This window comes from Ewingella allii, from assembly GCF_044430645.1.
In the GTDB taxonomy this organism is placed as follows: Bacteria; Pseudomonadota; Gammaproteobacteria; order Enterobacterales; family Enterobacteriaceae; genus Ewingella; species Ewingella allii.
Genome location: NZ_JAWUDN010000001.1, coordinates 520,472 through 536,815 on the forward strand (window position 1 = coordinate 520,472; position 16,344 = coordinate 536,815).

A 16,344-nucleotide genomic window follows, 5' to 3' on the forward strand; every position below is an offset into this window, starting at 1 on the left:
CCGCAGTTTTCCTGTAGCCAGCGTGATTCTAGTAATGGTTTCTATTCTATAACAAAAAAGGCGACCCGCAGGTCGCCTGATATCACTGATTTGCGCTATGTGAAGGCAAAAAGCTATTTCAGCTCGTCAACCATCTTCGCCGCGCGGCCAATGTAGTTGCCCGGCGTCATGGCTTTCAGGCGCACTTTCTCTTCTTCAGGCAGTGGCAGGCCGTCGATAAAGCTGTGCATGCCGGCTTCGTCAACGCGCTTACCGCGAGTCAGCTCTTTAAGCTTCTCATATGGCTTTTCGATGCCGTAGCGGCGCATTACGGTCTGGATCGGCTCAGCCAGCACTTCCCAGTTGTGATCCAGCTCGAAGGCCAGATTGGCTTCGTTCACTTCCAGCTTGCTCACGCCTTTCATGGTGGCCTGATAGGCAATCAGCGCGTAGCCCAAGCCCACGCCGAGGTTACGCAGCACGGTGGAGTCAGTCAGGTCGCGCTGCCAGCGGGAAACCGGCAGTTTGCTCGCCAAGTGTTGCAGCACGGCGTTAGACAGTCCGAGGTTACCTTCGGAGTTTTCGAAATCGATCGGGTTCACTTTGTGCGGCATGGTGGATGAACCGATTTCGCCAGCGATGGTGCGCTGTTTGAAGTGGTTCAGGGCGATGTAGCCCCAGATGTCGCGGTCGAAGTCGATCAGGATAGTGTTGAAACGCGCCACGCAGTCAAACAGCTCGGCGATGTAGTCGTGCGGCTCGATTTGGGTGGTGTACGGGTTCCAGGTCACGCCCAATGAAGTCACGAACTCTTCGCTGAATTTATGCCAGTCCACTTCCGGGTAAGCCACGATGTGGGCATTGTAGTTGCCCACCGCGCCGTTAATTTTGCCCAGCACTTCAACCTGTTGCAGCTGTTTGTACTGGCGGTCCATACGGTAAGCGACGTTAGCCAGCTCTTTACCGATGGTGGATGGCGTAGCAGGCTGGCCGTGAGTACGGGAGAGCAGCGGGATGTCGCGGAACTGGTGCGCCAGGCCTTTAATGGCATCAATGATTTTCAGCCAGTAAGGAGCAATCACCTCTTCGCGAGCGGTTTTCAGCATCAGCGCGTGGGACAGGTTGTTGATGTCCTCAGAAGTACAGGCGAAGTGGATGAACTCAGACACCGCGTGCAGGGCAGGGATCGCTTCGACTTTTTCCTTCAGGAAATACTCAACGGCTTTAACGTCATGGTTAGTGGTTTTTTCGATGTCTTTGATGCGTTGAGCATCCTTTTCATCAAAATTTGCCACCAACTGGTCAAGGAAAGCGTTTGCGTCAGCATCAAAAGCAGGAACTTCTTTAATTTCTGCGCACGCTGCCAGTTTTTGCAGCCAACGTACTTCAACCTGCACGCGGAATTTCAGCAGGCCAAATTCGCTGAAGATTGCGCGCAGCGCGCTGACTTTATCACCGTAGCGTCCATCAACGGGGGAAACGGCGGTCAGTGAGGATAATTCCATCGGTAGCAACTCCTGGTCTTAACAATGAGCTAAAATATTTTTCGCCTGTTCAAACAAGCGATTACGGGAAAACATCAGTTGCAGGCGTCCACCGCCTACTTGCTGCCACAGCACGGCTGAGCGGATACCCGCCAGCAGCACGGCCCGGACTTTGGCCTGAACCTGAGGGTTTTGCAAAATGGTAGGTGAACCCGTGACCTGAATGCGCGGGCCGACCGGGCTGACGATATCGACATAAATCGCCGCCAGTGAGCTGATGATCGTCTCAGATTCAAGTTCGAAATGGGCTAGTTGACGGTCGAGCTGATCGAGGCGTTCGCCAAGCTTGTTCATCGCCGCTTTATTGGCATTCAGTTTGCGCTCTAACACCATCAGGCTTAGCGCATAGCGGGTTAATTCCGCGCCCGGCCCCTGACGGTTAGCGTTGAGCACGCCAAGCAGCGTTTCTAAACCCATTTTCAAATTGGCTTCATTATTGCCGTAGACCGCGAGCGTTGAGGCTGGATTCATCTCCAGCAGGCTGCGCAACGACACTGACATTTCATGCTGCGCGCAATTCCCTTCATGGGCTAATTGCTGCACCAGACGTGCTGATTGGCACATTCCGGCCAATGCCAACGTAATGTCATAATAATTTTTAGCCACGTCTACTCCTGTAAGCGTTGTTCGGACACCAACCGGCTGGCCGAATCTGAGCCGCAGATCATGCCATAAAATCCTTTTTAAACCCAGTTCGGAATAAGTGCAGATTTACGGGCATATTCTGGTCAAAAATTCGGGACGCATTGGCGTCCCGAATTGATATTTACTGCGTTACAGCGGGTGGCGCTGCTCGATGATACCGCCACCGAGGCAGATCTCATCGATGTAGAACACCGCCGATTGCCCCGGCGTCACTGCCGCCACCGGCGCGTCAAAGCGCACGTCGATGCGATCTTCGCCCAGCGGCGTGACGGTGCAAGGGATGTCCTGCTGGCGATAGCGGGTTTTCACCACGCAGCGCAGCGGCTCGGTCAGGGTTTTGCGATCCACCCAGTGGAGCTGTTGAGCAATCAGGCCCACGGACATCAGGCGCGGGTGTTCACCACCCTGAGCGACGTACAAAATGTTATTCGCCACGTCTTTGTCCACCACGTACCACGGGTCTTCGCCGCCGTCTTTCTGGCCGCCAATGCCCAGACCTTTACGTTGGCCGAGGGTGTGATACATCAGGCCCTGATGCTGTCCCATGTCCTGACCATCAACACTCTTGATTGGGCCAGGCTGAGCTGGCAAGTAGCGGCCAAGGAAATCCTTGAACTTGCGCTCGCCGATGAAGCAGATCCCGGTGGAATCCTTCTTCTTAGCGGTGATCAGGTCCAGTTCTTCGGCAATGCGGCGCACTTCAGGCTTTTCCAGCTCACCCACCGGGAACAGGCTCTGGGCGATTTGGTCCGTGCCTAATGTGTAGAGGAAGTAGCTCTGGTCTTTATTGCCGTCGGTGCCGCGCAGCAGGTGGCTGATGCCGTCAAAGTCTTTGCGGCGCACATAGTGGCCGGTGGCGATGAAATCTGCCCCTAAATCTTCGGCGGCAAATTCCAAGAAGGCTTTGAATTTAATCTCTTTATTGCACAGGATATCCGGGTTTGGCGTGCGTCCCGCTTTGTACTCTTCGAGGAATAATTCGAACACGTTGTCCCAATATTCCGCCGCAAAGTTGACGGTGTGCAGCTTGATACCCAGCTTGTCACAGACTGCCTGCGCATCGGCGAGGTCAGTGGCTGCGGTGCAATACTCTTCATTGTCGTCCTCTTCCCAATTTTTCATGAAGAGGCCCTCCACCTGATAGCCTTGCTGTTGCAGCAAATAGGCCGAGACGGAGGAGTCGACACCGCCGGACATACCGACGATCACTTTTTTCTGGCTGTTGTCTTCAGACATTGTCATTCCGAATGATTTTACCGAATTGCATAAATAAATTGCCCGACGGGTGGCGCTTTTGACTGACATTTCACTGCCAGAAGGTCACACGAGGATGAAGGCCGCGCGCAACAAAAAGTCACTCCGGACCGGACAGAGGGTACTACCTAAAAACTAAGCGCGGGATTTTAGCACGTCAGGCGGCCTGCTGCACCGTCGTTTGGTGCCTCAGGCCATCAGCCGTGGATGGCTGTTTGAGCTAGTTCGGCAGATTAAAATTGGCCAGCAGGTCAAGAGGGTAGCGCGCGCTCTGCTGGTAACAGCGAATACTTTCCGCCACCAGTGGCGAACGCAGCTGTTTCGAGCTGAGGATCTCTTCCGCGCTTGCCCACACGCAGCGGTCGATATCGCTATCCTGCGGCGCGGTGGCAGGCTGCTGGTCCAAATCAATCACAAAGGCAAAACGCAGGAATGGCGTGCCGTCGGGCGCTTGCCACTGGTGCAATTTCAAGAAGGATTGCGGCTCGGCGTGGATCCCCGTCTCTTCGTAGAGTTCGCGTTTCGCCGCGCTAAATAGCGTTTCGTCTGCCTCAAGGTGTCCGGCGGGCTGGTTCCAGGTCACTTTGCCATTGACTGTCTCTTCGACAATCAAAAACTGCCCCTGCGATTGCACCACGCAGGCCACGGTAACGTGGGGTTTAAACATCAGTAATCTCCTTCCATTGGCCGGGCTGTAAGTCGCTAAGCTGGTACTCGCCCATGCTAAAACGAATCAGACGTAAAGTGGGAAAGCCGACGTGGGCCGTCATGCGGCGCACCTGTCGGTTGCGACCTTCGTATAAGGTGATTTTCAGCCAGCGGGTTGGGATCGCTTTGCGTTCGCGAATTGGCGGGTTGCGCGGCCACAGCCACTCAGGCTCGGCCACCAGCTCCACGCCCGCTGGCAGGGTTTTGCCATCTTTTAGCTCGACGCCTGAACGCAGGGCAGTAATCGCCCCATCGTCGGGTTCACCCTCCACCTGCACATAATAGACTTTGCCGGTGCGTTTGCCCGGCTGAGTTAACGCGGCTTGCAGTTTGCCGTCGTTGGTCAGCACCAGTAAACCTTCGCTATCGCGGTCCAGCCTGCCTGCGGCGTAGACACCTGTTAATGAGATGTAGTCTTTTAGCGTGGCGCGTCCGGCTTCGTCAGTAAACTGCGGTAGCACATCGTAAGGTTTATTGAACAATAGCACTTTTCGTGGCGCATTTTGTTCGGGACGAACCCTGTTAGGCCGCTTGCTGAAACGTTTAACGTGGTGATTTTTAACAGACATTGTTCTCACAGACATTGAGATAAAAGATAATTGGCGCATTATACGTGAAAACCGTTTCGGATTGGCGCGGGGCGATTATTGAAGTAATATCGACCCGCATCTTACAAATTTTTAACAAAAATGCGCTCGAAGGAGAGGTTAATGGAAAGCAAAGTAGTTGTTCCGGCTGAAGGTAAGAAGATCACAGTTGACGCCCAGGGTAAACTGAACGTTCCTAATAATCCTATTATCCCGTTCATTGAAGGCGACGGTATTGGCGTTGACGTGACCCCAGCCATGATCAAGGTTGTGGATGCGGCGGTTAAAAAAGCCTACAACGGCGAACGCAAAATTTCCTGGATGGAAATCTACACCGGTGAGAAATCGGTTGAACTTTACGGTAAAGACGTATGGCTGCCAGAAGAGACTCTGGACCTGATTCGTGATTACCGCGTGGCTATCAAAGGCCCACTGACTACCCCAGTCGGCGGCGGTATTCGCTCCCTGAACGTTGCCCTGCGCCAGCAGCTTGACCTGTACATCTGCCTGCGTCCGGTTCGTTACTACACCGGTACTCCAAGCCCGGTTAAACGCCCAGAAGACACCGACATGGTTATCTTCCGTGAGAACTCCGAAGACATCTACGCGGGTATCGAGTGGAAAGCCGGTTCTGCTGAAGCAGACAAAGTGATCAAGTTCCTGCAAGACGAAATGGGCGTGAAGAAAATTCGCTTCCCACAAGAATGCGGTATCGGCATCAAGCCTTGTTCTGAAGAAGGCACCAAGCGTCTGGTTCGCGCGGCTATCGAATACACTATCACCAACGATCGTGATTCCCTGACTTTGGTTCACAAAGGCAACATCATGAAGTTCACCGAAGGCGCGTTCAAAGACTGGGGTTACCAGTTGGCACGCGAAGAGTTCGGCGGTGAGCTGATCGACGGCGGCCCATGGGTGAAAATCAAGAACCCAAACAACGGCAAAGACATCATCATTAAAGACGTTATTGCTGATGCATTCCTGCAACAGATCCTGCTGCGTCCGGCTGAATACGACGTTATCGCCTGTATGAACCTGAACGGTGACTACATCTCTGACGCCCTGGCGGCGCAGGTTGGCGGTATCGGTATCGCACCGGGTGCTAACATCGGTTCCGATTGCGCACTGTTCGAAGCAACCCACGGTACTGCACCTAAGTACGCAGGTCAGGATAAAGTGAACCCAGGTTCCATCATCCTGTCCGCAGAAATGATGTTACGTCACATGGAGTGGTTCGAAGCCGCAGACCTGATCGTTAAAGGTATGGAAGGCGCGATCGCTAACAAAACTGTGACTTACGATTTCGAACGTCTGATGGACGGCGCGAAACTGCGTAAATGCAGCGAGTTCGGCGACGATATCATTTCCAACATGTAATTTGCTGGAATGAATGAGAAAAGGAGCCTTAGGGCTCCTTTTTTAATGCCTTAACCCACGCTTATGTCACATCCTTCTAAGAAAACTCCTTATTAACTCACCTTCACAATTTAGTTTGAAACCTGGTTTGTTTACCTGCAGGAAAGATAACGTATCGATGTTTTTCATTACTGTAGCTTAAGTAAGAGCGCGCGATTTTACGGCGCATGTCATGCTGCCGATTCGTTGAAAACAGCTGAGTTACGCCTTTAATTCAGGCTGAGGTCGATAGCAAATCTCACGGTGATTCTGCTATGTTCATGCCGCAATCCCTGAGGAGGATTGGCGCAGAGAACATTATTGAATTGTCACTTTGATAGGGTTTGGATGAAAAAATGGCTGCTGACCGGCGTCTTGGTTCTTAATGGATGCACTATTGGTTCAAACTTAGAGGAACAAGTTCGAAATTTAGCTACCATGTGACGTGAATCTAGTATCGCTGGCCACACCTATCACCAATGTGACCAGCTTATCCTTATTAGCTCATTTCAGAAGCCAAAGTTACAATCGTATAATGCTATTATGCCCCCAATTTTATTCGAAAAGTGATAACGCATAAATCCAAGCAGGGGTAAAAGTTGTCATTTTTTTATAGTCATAGGGCTGCTGAGCAAGGCATCCATGCTGGATGTTATAATTAAAAGAAAATAACCCAGATTGTATAAAATTCTTATCGAAAATTGAGGATATACAGAAGAACGGTTTTCCATTAGCTTCCGATATCACCTTGTTAACGAGTTCTTCATTATTGCTTTTTATGAAGACAGGTACATCTCCATAATCGGCTGGTGTAGCATCTTTCTTAAATAAGAAATCATTATCCTCTTTGCCAGTTTTCATAAATAAATCGGCAGGGAAAATTTTATTTTCATAGAAAAATCTATTAAGCGCAGGCTTATGATCACCATAAACTAGAATAATGGCATTTGGATCAAGCTTGGCTAGTTCGTTAGTAAACCAAGATAATCTTGTCATTGATTCCTGCAATTTTTGCGCGTATATACCTTCACCAAAATCATTTTCATGCTGAAAAGGGCCATGTGTTGACATGGTGATAAGGTTAAAAAACATTTTGTTATCTTTATTATTTCTTATTTCATTTAATACTGTTCTATAGAGAAGGAAGTCATCAGGTGGCCAAGCACCAAATTTTCTTTGTAGACTATATTTTTGAGGAAGCTCTCCCATATCAGAGAGGCTTAGAAACTTATCAAAGCCAAATTTTTTATACACTTCATCTCTGCGCCAAAACTTTCCTCCATAGTTGTGAGCAGCAATCGTTTTATAGCCTTCAGTATGTAACATACTAGGCAAAGTGGCTGAGTTATCCTTCATGAGGCTTGCATATTCTTGGTAAATTATTCCAGACAGCACACCAGAATTACTAGGAAGTCCTGTCAACATTTCGAATTCGGCATTCGCTGTTCCTCCGCCGTAGACAGGAGAGGTAGCTCTAAATGCTTTAAACCCTGCATTAAGCAAAGGCTGAAAGTACTCTTTAAAATGGTCATTGTTATACCAGCATGACTCACAAAGGATATAGATGATATTTTGGGGTTTTGTTGATGACGTAATTGGAGTGTCGATGTTATTCTCTAAGAATTCCTTTCTTTCAACCGCTGATGCGGTGGGTATCGATTTTCTAGCGCTTGTTTGGATTAAATGCATAGGTAATCCATTTACGAGTGCATTTTTCTGCCAATCCCAGGATAAATATGTAATGTTGAATTTTTTTTCTAAGGCATTAAATTTTTCAGTGATTAAATTATTGTCACCAAGTATTACGGGGAAATAAGAGGAGAAGGTGAATGGCATAAGGATTAGTAATGAAGTAACTATAATTATGTAATTATTAATGGTTGTTTTAATTTTTCTTCCAAAAACAAAAATAATAATGCCAATTAAAGTTAGAAATAATGCGGAAGATACGGATTTATAATTTATATATTTTGCAGTAATGCTTAAGTTAACGCCCGAGGATAGGTCGTTAAATGACAATGGTTCCCCTGTTAATGCTGTTTTAGTTATGTTTATGTAATTAAGTAAAAGTATCGCCATGATATTTATAAATAAAGAAAATATAGATGGCGCCTTTAGGGTTCTCATTAATAAATATAGTAAAATTAAAGGTGACGAAATCCATAGGTGATTTATTATTTCACCTGCGCTGGTAAAGGAACTATTAACGTCAATAGGAGGGGTTATTGTAAAATTGAGTATTAGAATTATGATAAAACATGAGGAAACATCTAATATAGCACTAAGGTTTTTGTTTTTTCTTGATGAAAAAACCAAATCTAAATTCATGTCTATGAGAACCTTTTAGAAATTAAATGGGTTTAAGTAGTGTACTATGGAATTGAGGGATATCTCTAGGAATATTATTAGGGGTTCATTAAATATAAATTGATTTACCTTTGCTTCATAGAAATGACTGACCTAAGAGTCAACAGCACAAGTCGATATGTTTGCTGAAATGATCACCGCCTTTTTTGATCGCCTGTATTAAGTCTGTTTCCTATCCGTATCTGCTGATTTTAAGGATTTTTCCAGTGTCCTCCTTGTGCCGCGTAACGGGCAGTGGTAAACATGAGCCACTTTTTCCACAAGGGCTATTTTCTTGTCACTATCATCCTTTTCCAGCGCCTTTTTCCGTCTCGATCTTCGCCGTCTGATCCTGATTTTGGCCGTGACAAGTGCCTTCGTGACGCTGGCTAACAGTTTCTACGCCAGCTATAGCGTGCAGCGCCAACTGCTGATTGATAACACGCTGGAAGCCAACCGGGTATACGCCACTAAGCTTGCCGCGAGCACGGAGCTGTTTATCCGCAGCATGCAAAAACAGCTGTTTTACAGCAGCCGTATTGCCGCCGAGCATTTTGACGATCCGGCGATTTTGCAGGCTGAAACTGCCCGTCTCAAATACCAGAGCGACAGCTTTAACTCGGTGGTGATCACCGATGCCCACGGGCTGATCCGCGCTACGTCGCCAGACAGTTTGCAGCTGATGGGGCGCACCATCTCCACCCCAGGCTCGGTCGAGGCGCTGAAGAAGAGGCGGCCGCTGGTCAGCAAGCCCTATATTTCCGCTGCCAATAATTTGGTTATCAATATCTCTACGCCAATTGTCACCGCCGATGGCCGCTATCGTGGTTATATCGGCGGCACCATTTATCTCAAGCAGAAGAGTATTCTTAACGAGCTGCTGGGCGAACACTATTATCGCGATGGTTCTTATATCGCGGTGATCGACAGCGACCGGCGCGTGCTCTACCACCCCAATATGGACAACGTGGGCAAAGTGTTACCGCCACGGCCCATCACCGATGCGGTGAAAAAAGCCAGCAACGGCAGTCTGGTGATGGAGAATTACACCGGCGAAGCCGTGTTAGCGGGCTATGCGCAGGTTCCCTCGACCGGGTGGGAAATCGTGACGCTGCGCCCGACTGACTCCACCCTCAAGCCGTTGCAGGGGTTGATGTTTAAAGTGTTGCGCCATCTGACGCCGTTGGCGCTGGTGACGCTGCTCTGCGTGTGGCTGCTTTCGCGGCTGATTGCCCGGCCTCTGCGCCAGCTGGCTCGTAGCGCCAATGAGATGGATAAGCCAGACGTTTCCAATAATATTCGCATGATCCCGGACTGGTATTTCGAAGTAACGCAGCTGAAACGCGCGCTGCTGGTGGGCATCAGCCTGTTGCAAAAGAAAATCGGTAAGTTGAAGTTTGAAGTGCAAACCGACCCGCTGACCGGGCTGTTTAACCGGCGCGGACTGGCGACGGCGCTGGAATATATCCAGCAGATGAAGCTGAGCTTCTCGGTGATCGCGCTGGATATCGACCACTTTAAAAAGGTCAATGACACCTATGGTCACGACGCCGGCGATGAAGTGATCAAGCAGCTTGCCCAGCAGATCCGCGCCAGTTCGCGCGAGAGCGACATTCTTTGTCGCAACGGGGGCGAGGAGTTTTTGATGGTACTGCCGGGCACCGGGCTGGACGTCGCGGCGCAAATCGCCGAGCGTTTGCGCGGCATGGTGGCTGAAATGGACGTGGTGGATATCGATAAAATCACTATCTCTCTCGGGGTGGCTGCGGGGGTGTCGAGCAAAAATCACGCAGAGAAAGTATTGAAAAAGGCCGACGAAGCCCTGTATCTTGCCAAGCAGGAAGGGCGAAACCGTGTGATTGTGTCGTCCTAATGGCAATACAGAGATAAGTGAGAACGTTTGAGGAATTTGTCCCGCAGCGAGTTTGCCGCTGAAATTTACCAATATCCTGAGCATCTGCGAGATAATTTGGCGCAGTTGCCTTCTTCTCCCGGCGTTTATATTTTTCACGGTGTGAGCGAGCAGATGCCGCTCTACATCGGCAAAAGCGTAAACATTCGTACTCGCGTGATGTCCCATTTTCGCGCGAAAGACGAAGCCCGCATGTTGCGCCAGACCACCCATATCTCCTTTGTCGAAACGGCAGGGGAGCTGGGCGCGCTGCTGACCGAGGCGCGGATGATTAAGGAGCAGCAGCCGCTATTTAATAAAAGGCTGCGGCGTTCCAAACAGCTCTGCTCGTTGCATATTCAAGAGGGCAAGGTGGCGGTGGCTTATGCCAAAGAGATCGACTTCTCCAGCACACCGGGGCTGTTTGGGCTGTTTGCCAATCGCACCGTGGCGTTAGAAAAGCTGCGGCAGTTGGCGGATGAGCAGAAGCTCTGTTATGGCATTCTGGGCATTGAGAAGCTGGCTAAAAACCGCGCCTGTTTTCGCTACAGCCTGAAGCGCTGCGCCGGGGCATGCTGCGGCGCGGAATCACTGGACGCGCATCAACAGCGTCTGGAAGCGTCGCTGGCGTCGTTGCGGCTGCACTGCTGGAACTGGCCGGGGCGCATTGCCATTGTTGAGAAAGGGGCGAGATTCACCCAGTACCATATTATTCAGGATTGGTTCTATCTCGGCACAGTGGATTCGCTGCAAGATGAGGAGAGTCTGCAAAAAGTCTCCACTTACTTTGACAGCGACGGCTACAAGATCCTCTGCAAGCCGCTGCTGGATGGCCGTTTCGAGACCATTCAGCTGTAGCAGAACGCGACTGTGGAAAAATAATCAGGGAGCCGAAGCTCCCTGAATTTTAAGATTTATTGGCCGCCGTCTGCGCCTTCTCTTCCTTCGCCTTGGCGGCTAAGTGATGCCCGACAGCACAGCCCGCCACGGCACCCAATACGGCATGGTGCTTAAGGTGTCCGGCCGCTGCGCCCACCGCTGCCCCTTTCAGACAGCCTTCGGCATGAGCCAGTGTGCTGACCGACAACATCATGGTCAGAGCCAGAGTGTAAATCGTTTTTCTTGTCATAAATTCATCTCACCACGTCAACAAAGAAGGCTAAACCTGCGCTGAAAATGTCACATCGCGGCCCGATATTCTATGGGGGCATCTGTAACCAGTTGCTGCATTTGTTACCTGTTGAGCTGAGTCACTCGCGAATCGCCTCTGCAAGCCGCACGGCCTGAGCGTTGTGGGAATTTGGCCGAGCGGGGACGTAGTTACAGCTTGGCAACGCCGCGAAATGAGATACTAAACGGTTGAATATTGGTTTAATCATCGGACGGGCTGGCGCGGGAATGTAAACAGTTTTATCAGCACTTTTGCACGCTCTGCTAAACTTATCAGTAGGCTCAGTGCAATGACCTGCTTGTTCGATATTTCGCTGGGTCGCCTTCACCAGAACAGAAGGATATCACTATGTCTGAACATGACCTTTTGCAGTCTCTGGTAGCCCGCATTGAGGCACTCGAACAGCGCGAAAAGCAGCTGACTTATGCCTCCAACGCCTATCAAGCCATCCTGACCACATTGCTGGGAAATCTGGATAAAGAGACCCGCGATAAAGTGATTATGATGGTGGATCAGGCCCATGATATTGCCTACGCCCGCGCCAATCTGGAGCAGAAAGGCAATATCTTGGGGGCTGATGACATCACTCAGCGGATTTTCCTGTTTGCGCAAGGACGTGCTGCACAGTCTAAATAGGGCCGGATGCCACGTTATTGCGCAGTTTATTCCTTCCTTCTCTCGCAGTAATGAGAGGGAATAGATAAACTGCGCCCCTTCAATAGTGATCTTCTCATTTCAGTGCCTGTCCACGTGCGTGGTCGGGCGTTTTGTGTGTGGAGTAGAGGCAAAATGCAAAATTTCATTCTGTTTTATAAGTTAAGCAGGGCGGCGCTAATTAACGCCTTACCCAGGGCGGTTGAGTTTGATTCTCTTGAAGTCGTGAATCAGGCTTTGCGAAACGGTGAATTTGGCGCAAGCAGAACCGGCTGGACGCTGGATAAAGAAGCCAACGAAGAGCCGCCGAGCAGCATGTTTGCCGCCGTGCCGAACTATGACTATTTCTTTGTCGATGAGCAGGGCGAAAGGGTCGAAGAGCCGGGCCTTGACGGCCGCGAACTGATTATCGACTTTGAAGCCACGCTGAATTGGATGGTGATGAATGGCTATCTGTACGGCGAGAAAGGCAGTTATGTGGTCTTAGACAAGTGCCTGCGCACCTTAACCCCCGAGATCGTGCAGTCTGCCTGAGTTAATTTCTCACCCGATTGGCCTTTAACATATTAATAGCCGCGCCCAACAGGATGCGGCTTTTTACATTTTGCGTGCTGCCCAGTTGACCGTCGAGATAGCCGACCAGCGCGTCATTGCTCAAATACTCTCCCCGATGATGCAAATGGATCACCGCATCGCCAATAATTCGTGAAACCTCATCCCAGAGGGGTTGGATTTCACTTTCCGATAATTTCATCTCTCCTCCCGCTGTGTGATTTTTCTCCAATCTAACATCTGGACGCGATGAGGCAAGCCCCGATGCAGGGAGAAATATGAACTTTTCGCGATGGGCATAAGCAGGAGGGAGAAGTGAAGTCCGGCGGTGCAGCAGCCTTTAAGCCACTGCGCCGCCGGATAACGGCAGTGAAAAATTAGTGCTTAATCACGTACAAATCTTTGGTGTAAATGTAACCCAGCGGGCTCTTATTGTCGTAACCGCCAATGAAAGGTTTCACCAGTTTGGCGCTGACATATTGGTACAGCGGGATAACCGGAACCTGCTCCGACAGCACGTCTTCAGCCTGTTGGTAGAATTCACCGGCCTGGGCTTTGTCTTTCGCCGTCAGTGCGTCGTCCAGCGCTTTATCATAGGCGGCGTTGCTGAATTTCGAGGAGTTCTCGCTATCGCCGGTGCGTAGGGTATTCAGGAACGTGGATGGCTCATTGTAGTCGGCGATCCAGGCATAGCGTATTGCGTCATAGTTACCCTGACGCTTGGTGTCGAGCATGGTTTTCCACTCTTGGTTTTGCAGGGTGGCATCCACGCCCAGATTCTTCTTCCACATCGAACTGGCGGCGATAGCAATACGCTGGTGAGATTCCGACGTGTTGTACAACAGATTGAATTTTAAAGGTTTGGAAGGGCCATAGCCTGCTTCGCTGAGCAGTTTTTTCGCCTCGGCGACGCGCTGCTCTTGGGTCATCTGCTGATATTTATTTTTCTTAAACTCGAAGCCGCCCGTGTTATCCGGCACCACGGCCCATGCGGGTTTTTGCCCCTGTCCCAACACCTTATTGGCGATAATGTCCTTATCCAATGCCAGATTGAGTGCCTGACGAACGCGTACATCGTTGAAAGGCGGGCGGGTGGTATTGAGGGAGTAGTAATACACGCCCAGTTTAGGGCCGACATGCACCTGCGAGCCCAGCTGTTTTTTCAGCGCGGCGAATTGGATTTCAGGCACGGTACTCGTGATATCGATTTCACCGGCCTTATAGCGGTTGACGTCGGCGGTGCCGGAAACAATCGGCAGGTAGGTGACTTTGTTAACAACAGTATGTTCGTTGTCCCAGTAATTCGGGTTGCGTACAGAAACGACGCGTTCGTTAACGGTCCAGCTATCGAGCTTGAAGGCGCCGCTGCTGACTAAATTGCCCGGCTGGGTCCACTTATCGCCAAATTTTTTGATTGCGGCTTCCGGCAGTGGGAACAGCGTTGGGTGCGCGGCCATGCCGAGGAAATAGGAGATCGGCTGGTCCAGCGTCACTTCAACGGTGTGCGCGTCGAGGGCTTTCACGCCCAAAGTGTCAGGTTTCTTTTTACCGTCGGTAATGTCCGCGGCATTGAGAATATGCATGCTGCTTGGGTAAGTGGCATACGGCGAGGCGATGGTTGGATCTACTAAACGGCGCCAGCTGAATACCACGTCTTCGGCGGTGATTGGCGAACCGTCGGACCATTTCAGGTCGGGACGCAGATGGAAGGTCCACACTTTATTGTCTTTATTATCCCAACTAGCCGCCAGAGAGGGGTGAGGATTACCTTGATCATCAATGCTTACCAGCCCGGCGAACAGGTCGGCAATGATATTGAATTCAACGTCGCTGGAGACTTTGTGGGCATCAAGAGAAGCCGGTTCACTGCCGTTGTTACGCACAATTTCTTGTTTAGCAGCCAATTCCACGCCAGCGGGCACTTGTGCGGCCAAGGCGGGAATTGAGGAAAGGAAGGTACTGGAAATTAAGAGTGCCAGAGGGATTTGCTTGAAAATCGCGTTACGTTTTTGCTGCATCATTGCCATCTCCTGTCCTGTTAATATAGTTAAATATCAATAAGTAACAGGATAGTCATACCTTTGGCTGATACGTTTGGCAATACATATGTCAGATTTATGTTAGAGCTGTTACAAGAACAGGACAATATAGTGTGATCACCCTCTAAAAGTCAGCATTCTCTCGGGCGGGCAGATAGTAGCCGTCGATAAAATCTTCCAATGGGTAGCATCCGGCGTGGCGCAAACCCTCCTGCCGCATAGCGGCCATGCATTGTTGTTTGGTATCAAAGGCATCGATAGCCAGATCATCACAGCCACCACCGAGATAGCAAATGGTCAATACAAGCGCGAACATAACCTCTCCTTTTTGCTCCGCTTCATCAAGCATAGAAGATATGCAGCGATAACCACAGGCGGGCTGACCTGATTGCCGAGAATTTAAACATTCCGCTCATTCTCAACGCAGATGAGCACCGTCGGGATAAAATAATTGACGCGACATGCTATTCTGGCGGCCAAATTTTTTAGCCAAGTGCGCCTACATTGCGTGCATGCCAAGAGGAATTCCCATGTCCGAGCTTTTAACCCAAGAACAAGAGTACGCGTCTGACTTAGTCGCCTGTCAGCTGGTCATTAAGCAGATTTTGGATGTGATTGACGTCATTGCACCGACCGAAGTGCGCGACAAGATGTCGCACCAGCTGAAAAGCATCGATTTTTCACGTCATCCGGCGGGCGCGGATCCCGTCACCAAGCGCGCCATCGAAAAAGCTATCGCGCTGATTGACCTGAAATTCACCAAGCACGACAGCTAGTCGTCAGGCTGTTGATGGGCGTCAGGCAAAAAAATGCCCACCTTGGTGGGCATTCTATTAACGCTATTTCGCTGTACGGCGCGACTATTTTTTGTCGACCACTTCATCTATTTGCTTGAATATCGGGCACTTGGCCACGCCAACGATGCCGCTATCGGTATGCAGATACTGTGAATCAACAATACCTCGCGCCGTTAAATACTGACACTTCAGGCCCAATCCTGCCGCATTTTCGCTGCTTCCCACGGTAACGCCATAACCTGAGAAGAGAAAAATTGCATAAATAATCACCAAAACAATAATGGCTTTAATCGCACCCATTTGCTGCCTTCCTTTTTGTACTCCCTGAGGAGTCTCAGGGTGTTGATAAGTATAGATGTAAGAAGGATCCCGTCGCTATGGGCAGTGTAAAAATACAGTGTATTCCTAGAATCAATACTTCTTACTTAGTAATATGTGCTGCTAATGTGGATAGGGGCGGGGTTGTTAATATTTTGTTTAAGGTTCGTGGCGTAGCATCACTTTATGAATCATTAAGTGTTGGATGCTGACGTTGAGCTCTGATAAACCCGATACCAACCGGAAGAAACCGACCATAAAACCGAAACGATCTTTCTTTAACCTGAAGAAACTTAGCCTGATTTTAGTTCTCTTGGTTATCTGCATCGCGCTCTATCTTCTGGCATTGAACAGCTACTGCGATCAAGGTGGAAACTTTGAACTCGGTGTCTGCGCGGTGACATCCTTCATCCCCTGGTAGTTTTCCCGCCCAGACCGCTAAAAATGGCGAGTTTTTGGGATGG

Annotated in this window: 18 protein-coding genes; 7 read left to right on the forward strand and 11 right to left on the reverse strand. The window is 50.0% G+C overall.

Translation table 11 applies throughout. The features are described from left to right. Positions 1 to 113: 113 nt before the first annotated feature. The 5 genes from purB to rluE form a co-directional block, all read right to left on the reverse strand. The gene (gene purB / locus SBO83_RS02530; protein ID WP_396130354.1) at positions 114 to 1,484 is read right to left on the reverse strand and encodes an adenylosuccinate lyase; all 1,371 of its coding nucleotides are present in this window, start codon (positions 1,482 to 1,484) and stop codon (positions 114 to 116) included. An 18-nt stretch (positions 1,485 to 1,502) separates the two neighbouring features. Next, positions 1,503 to 2,129 (reverse strand): high frequency lysogenization protein HflD, encoded by a 627-nt coding sequence (gene hflD, locus SBO83_RS02535; protein ID WP_396130355.1) that lies wholly within the window; start codon positions 2,127 to 2,129, stop codon positions 1,503 to 1,505. A gap of 168 nt (positions 2,130 to 2,297) precedes the next feature. After that, entirely contained in the window at positions 2,298 to 3,404 is a 1,107-nt protein-coding gene (mnmA, locus tag SBO83_RS02540; RefSeq protein WP_034791324.1) for a tRNA 2-thiouridine(34) synthase MnmA, read from the reverse strand. A 238-nt stretch (positions 3,405 to 3,642) separates the two neighbouring features. Continuing rightward, positions 3,643 to 4,089 (reverse strand): NUDIX domain-containing protein, encoded by a 447-nt coding sequence (locus tag SBO83_RS02545; protein ID WP_396130356.1) that lies wholly within the window; start codon positions 4,087 to 4,089, stop codon positions 3,643 to 3,645. Then, entirely contained in the window at positions 4,082 to 4,738 is a 657-nt protein-coding gene (gene rluE, locus SBO83_RS02550) for a 23S rRNA pseudouridine(2457) synthase RluE (RefSeq protein ID WP_396130357.1), read from the reverse strand. Before rluE ends, SBO83_RS02545 begins: the two co-directional genes overlap by 8 nt. 102 nt (positions 4,739 to 4,840) lie before the next feature. On the opposite strand from rluE, the gene icd reads away from it, so the two are divergent. Continuing rightward, positions 4,841 to 6,094, forward strand: a complete 1,254-nt coding sequence (gene icd, locus SBO83_RS02555) for an NADP-dependent isocitrate dehydrogenase (RefSeq protein ID WP_353502516.1) — start codon at positions 4,841 to 4,843, stop codon at positions 6,092 to 6,094. Between the two features lie 573 nt (positions 6,095 to 6,667). Here the strand turns inward: icd and SBO83_RS02560 are convergent. Then, positions 6,668 to 8,440 carry an LTA synthase family protein gene (locus SBO83_RS02560; RefSeq protein ID WP_396130358.1) on the reverse strand — a complete coding sequence of 591 codons (1,773 nt, stop codon included), beginning with the start codon at positions 8,438 to 8,440 and terminating at the stop codon, positions 6,668 to 6,670. A 313-nt stretch (positions 8,441 to 8,753) separates the two neighbouring features. On the opposite strand from SBO83_RS02560, the gene SBO83_RS02565 reads away from it, so the two are divergent. Beyond that, positions 8,754 to 10,331, forward strand: coding sequence for a diguanylate cyclase (locus SBO83_RS02565; protein WP_396130359.1), 1,578 nt, complete (start codon positions 8,754 to 8,756; stop codon positions 10,329 to 10,331). A 27-nt stretch (positions 10,332 to 10,358) separates the two neighbouring features. After that, on the forward strand, positions 10,359 to 11,207 hold the full coding sequence (gene cho, locus SBO83_RS02570; protein ID WP_396130360.1) for an excinuclease Cho: 849 nt from the start codon (positions 10,359 to 10,361) through the stop codon (positions 11,205 to 11,207). 49 nt (positions 11,208 to 11,256) lie between these two features. On the opposite strand, the gene SBO83_RS02575 is transcribed toward cho, so the two are convergent. Next, positions 11,257 to 11,478: a hypothetical protein gene (locus tag SBO83_RS02575; RefSeq protein ID WP_353502513.1), complete on the reverse strand. Its 222-nt coding sequence runs from the start codon at positions 11,476 to 11,478 to the stop codon at positions 11,257 to 11,259. Between the two features lie 390 nt (positions 11,479 to 11,868). Here SBO83_RS02575 and SBO83_RS02580 point away from each other — a divergent pair, with 390 nt between their 5' ends. Then, positions 11,869 to 12,156 carry a hypothetical protein gene (locus tag SBO83_RS02580; RefSeq protein ID WP_353502512.1) on the forward strand — a complete coding sequence of 96 codons (288 nt, stop codon included), beginning with the start codon at positions 11,869 to 11,871 and terminating at the stop codon, positions 12,154 to 12,156. A gap of 153 nt (positions 12,157 to 12,309) precedes the next feature. Further along, complete coding sequence (locus SBO83_RS02585; protein WP_353502511.1) at positions 12,310 to 12,708, forward strand: hypothetical protein; 399 nt, start codon at positions 12,310 to 12,312, stop codon at positions 12,706 to 12,708. A 1-nt stretch (position 12,709) separates the two neighbouring features. Here SBO83_RS02585 and SBO83_RS02590 read toward each other — a convergent pair whose 3' ends face one another. The 3 genes from SBO83_RS02590 to SBO83_RS02600 all read right to left on the reverse strand — a co-directional run bounded on the left by SBO83_RS02590 (position 12,710) and on the right by SBO83_RS02600 (position 15,081). Beyond that, the gene (locus SBO83_RS02590) at positions 12,710 to 12,928 is read right to left on the reverse strand and encodes a hypothetical protein (RefSeq protein ID WP_353502510.1); all 219 of its coding nucleotides are present in this window, start codon (positions 12,926 to 12,928) and stop codon (positions 12,710 to 12,712) included. Between the two features lie 175 nt (positions 12,929 to 13,103). Then, the gene (locus SBO83_RS02595; RefSeq protein WP_396130361.1) at positions 13,104 to 14,747 is read right to left on the reverse strand and encodes an ABC transporter substrate-binding protein; all 1,644 of its coding nucleotides are present in this window, start codon (positions 14,745 to 14,747) and stop codon (positions 13,104 to 13,106) included. Positions 14,748 to 14,889: 142 nt separating this feature from the next. Continuing rightward, the gene (locus SBO83_RS02600; RefSeq protein ID WP_353502509.1) at positions 14,890 to 15,081 is read right to left on the reverse strand and encodes a YdfD/YebW family protein; all 192 of its coding nucleotides are present in this window, start codon (positions 15,079 to 15,081) and stop codon (positions 14,890 to 14,892) included. A 214-nt stretch (positions 15,082 to 15,295) separates the two neighbouring features. Between SBO83_RS02600 and SBO83_RS02605 the strand changes: the two genes are divergently transcribed. After that, positions 15,296 to 15,541: a DUF2766 family protein gene (locus SBO83_RS02605; RefSeq protein WP_034791303.1), complete on the forward strand. Its 246-nt coding sequence runs from the start codon at positions 15,296 to 15,298 to the stop codon at positions 15,539 to 15,541. 84 nt (positions 15,542 to 15,625) lie between these two features. Here SBO83_RS02605 and SBO83_RS02610 read toward each other — a convergent pair whose 3' ends face one another. Then, positions 15,626 to 15,862 (reverse strand): YobH family protein, encoded by a 237-nt coding sequence (locus tag SBO83_RS02610; RefSeq protein WP_034791302.1) that lies wholly within the window; start codon positions 15,860 to 15,862, stop codon positions 15,626 to 15,628. Between the two features lie 316 nt (positions 15,863 to 16,178). Between SBO83_RS02610 and SBO83_RS21415 the strand changes: the two genes are divergently transcribed. Next, positions 16,179 to 16,301 (forward strand): PhoP/PhoQ regulator MgrB, encoded by a 123-nt coding sequence (locus tag SBO83_RS21415; RefSeq protein ID WP_437342034.1) that lies wholly within the window; start codon positions 16,179 to 16,181, stop codon positions 16,299 to 16,301. Positions 16,302 to 16,344 lie beyond the last annotated feature (43 nt).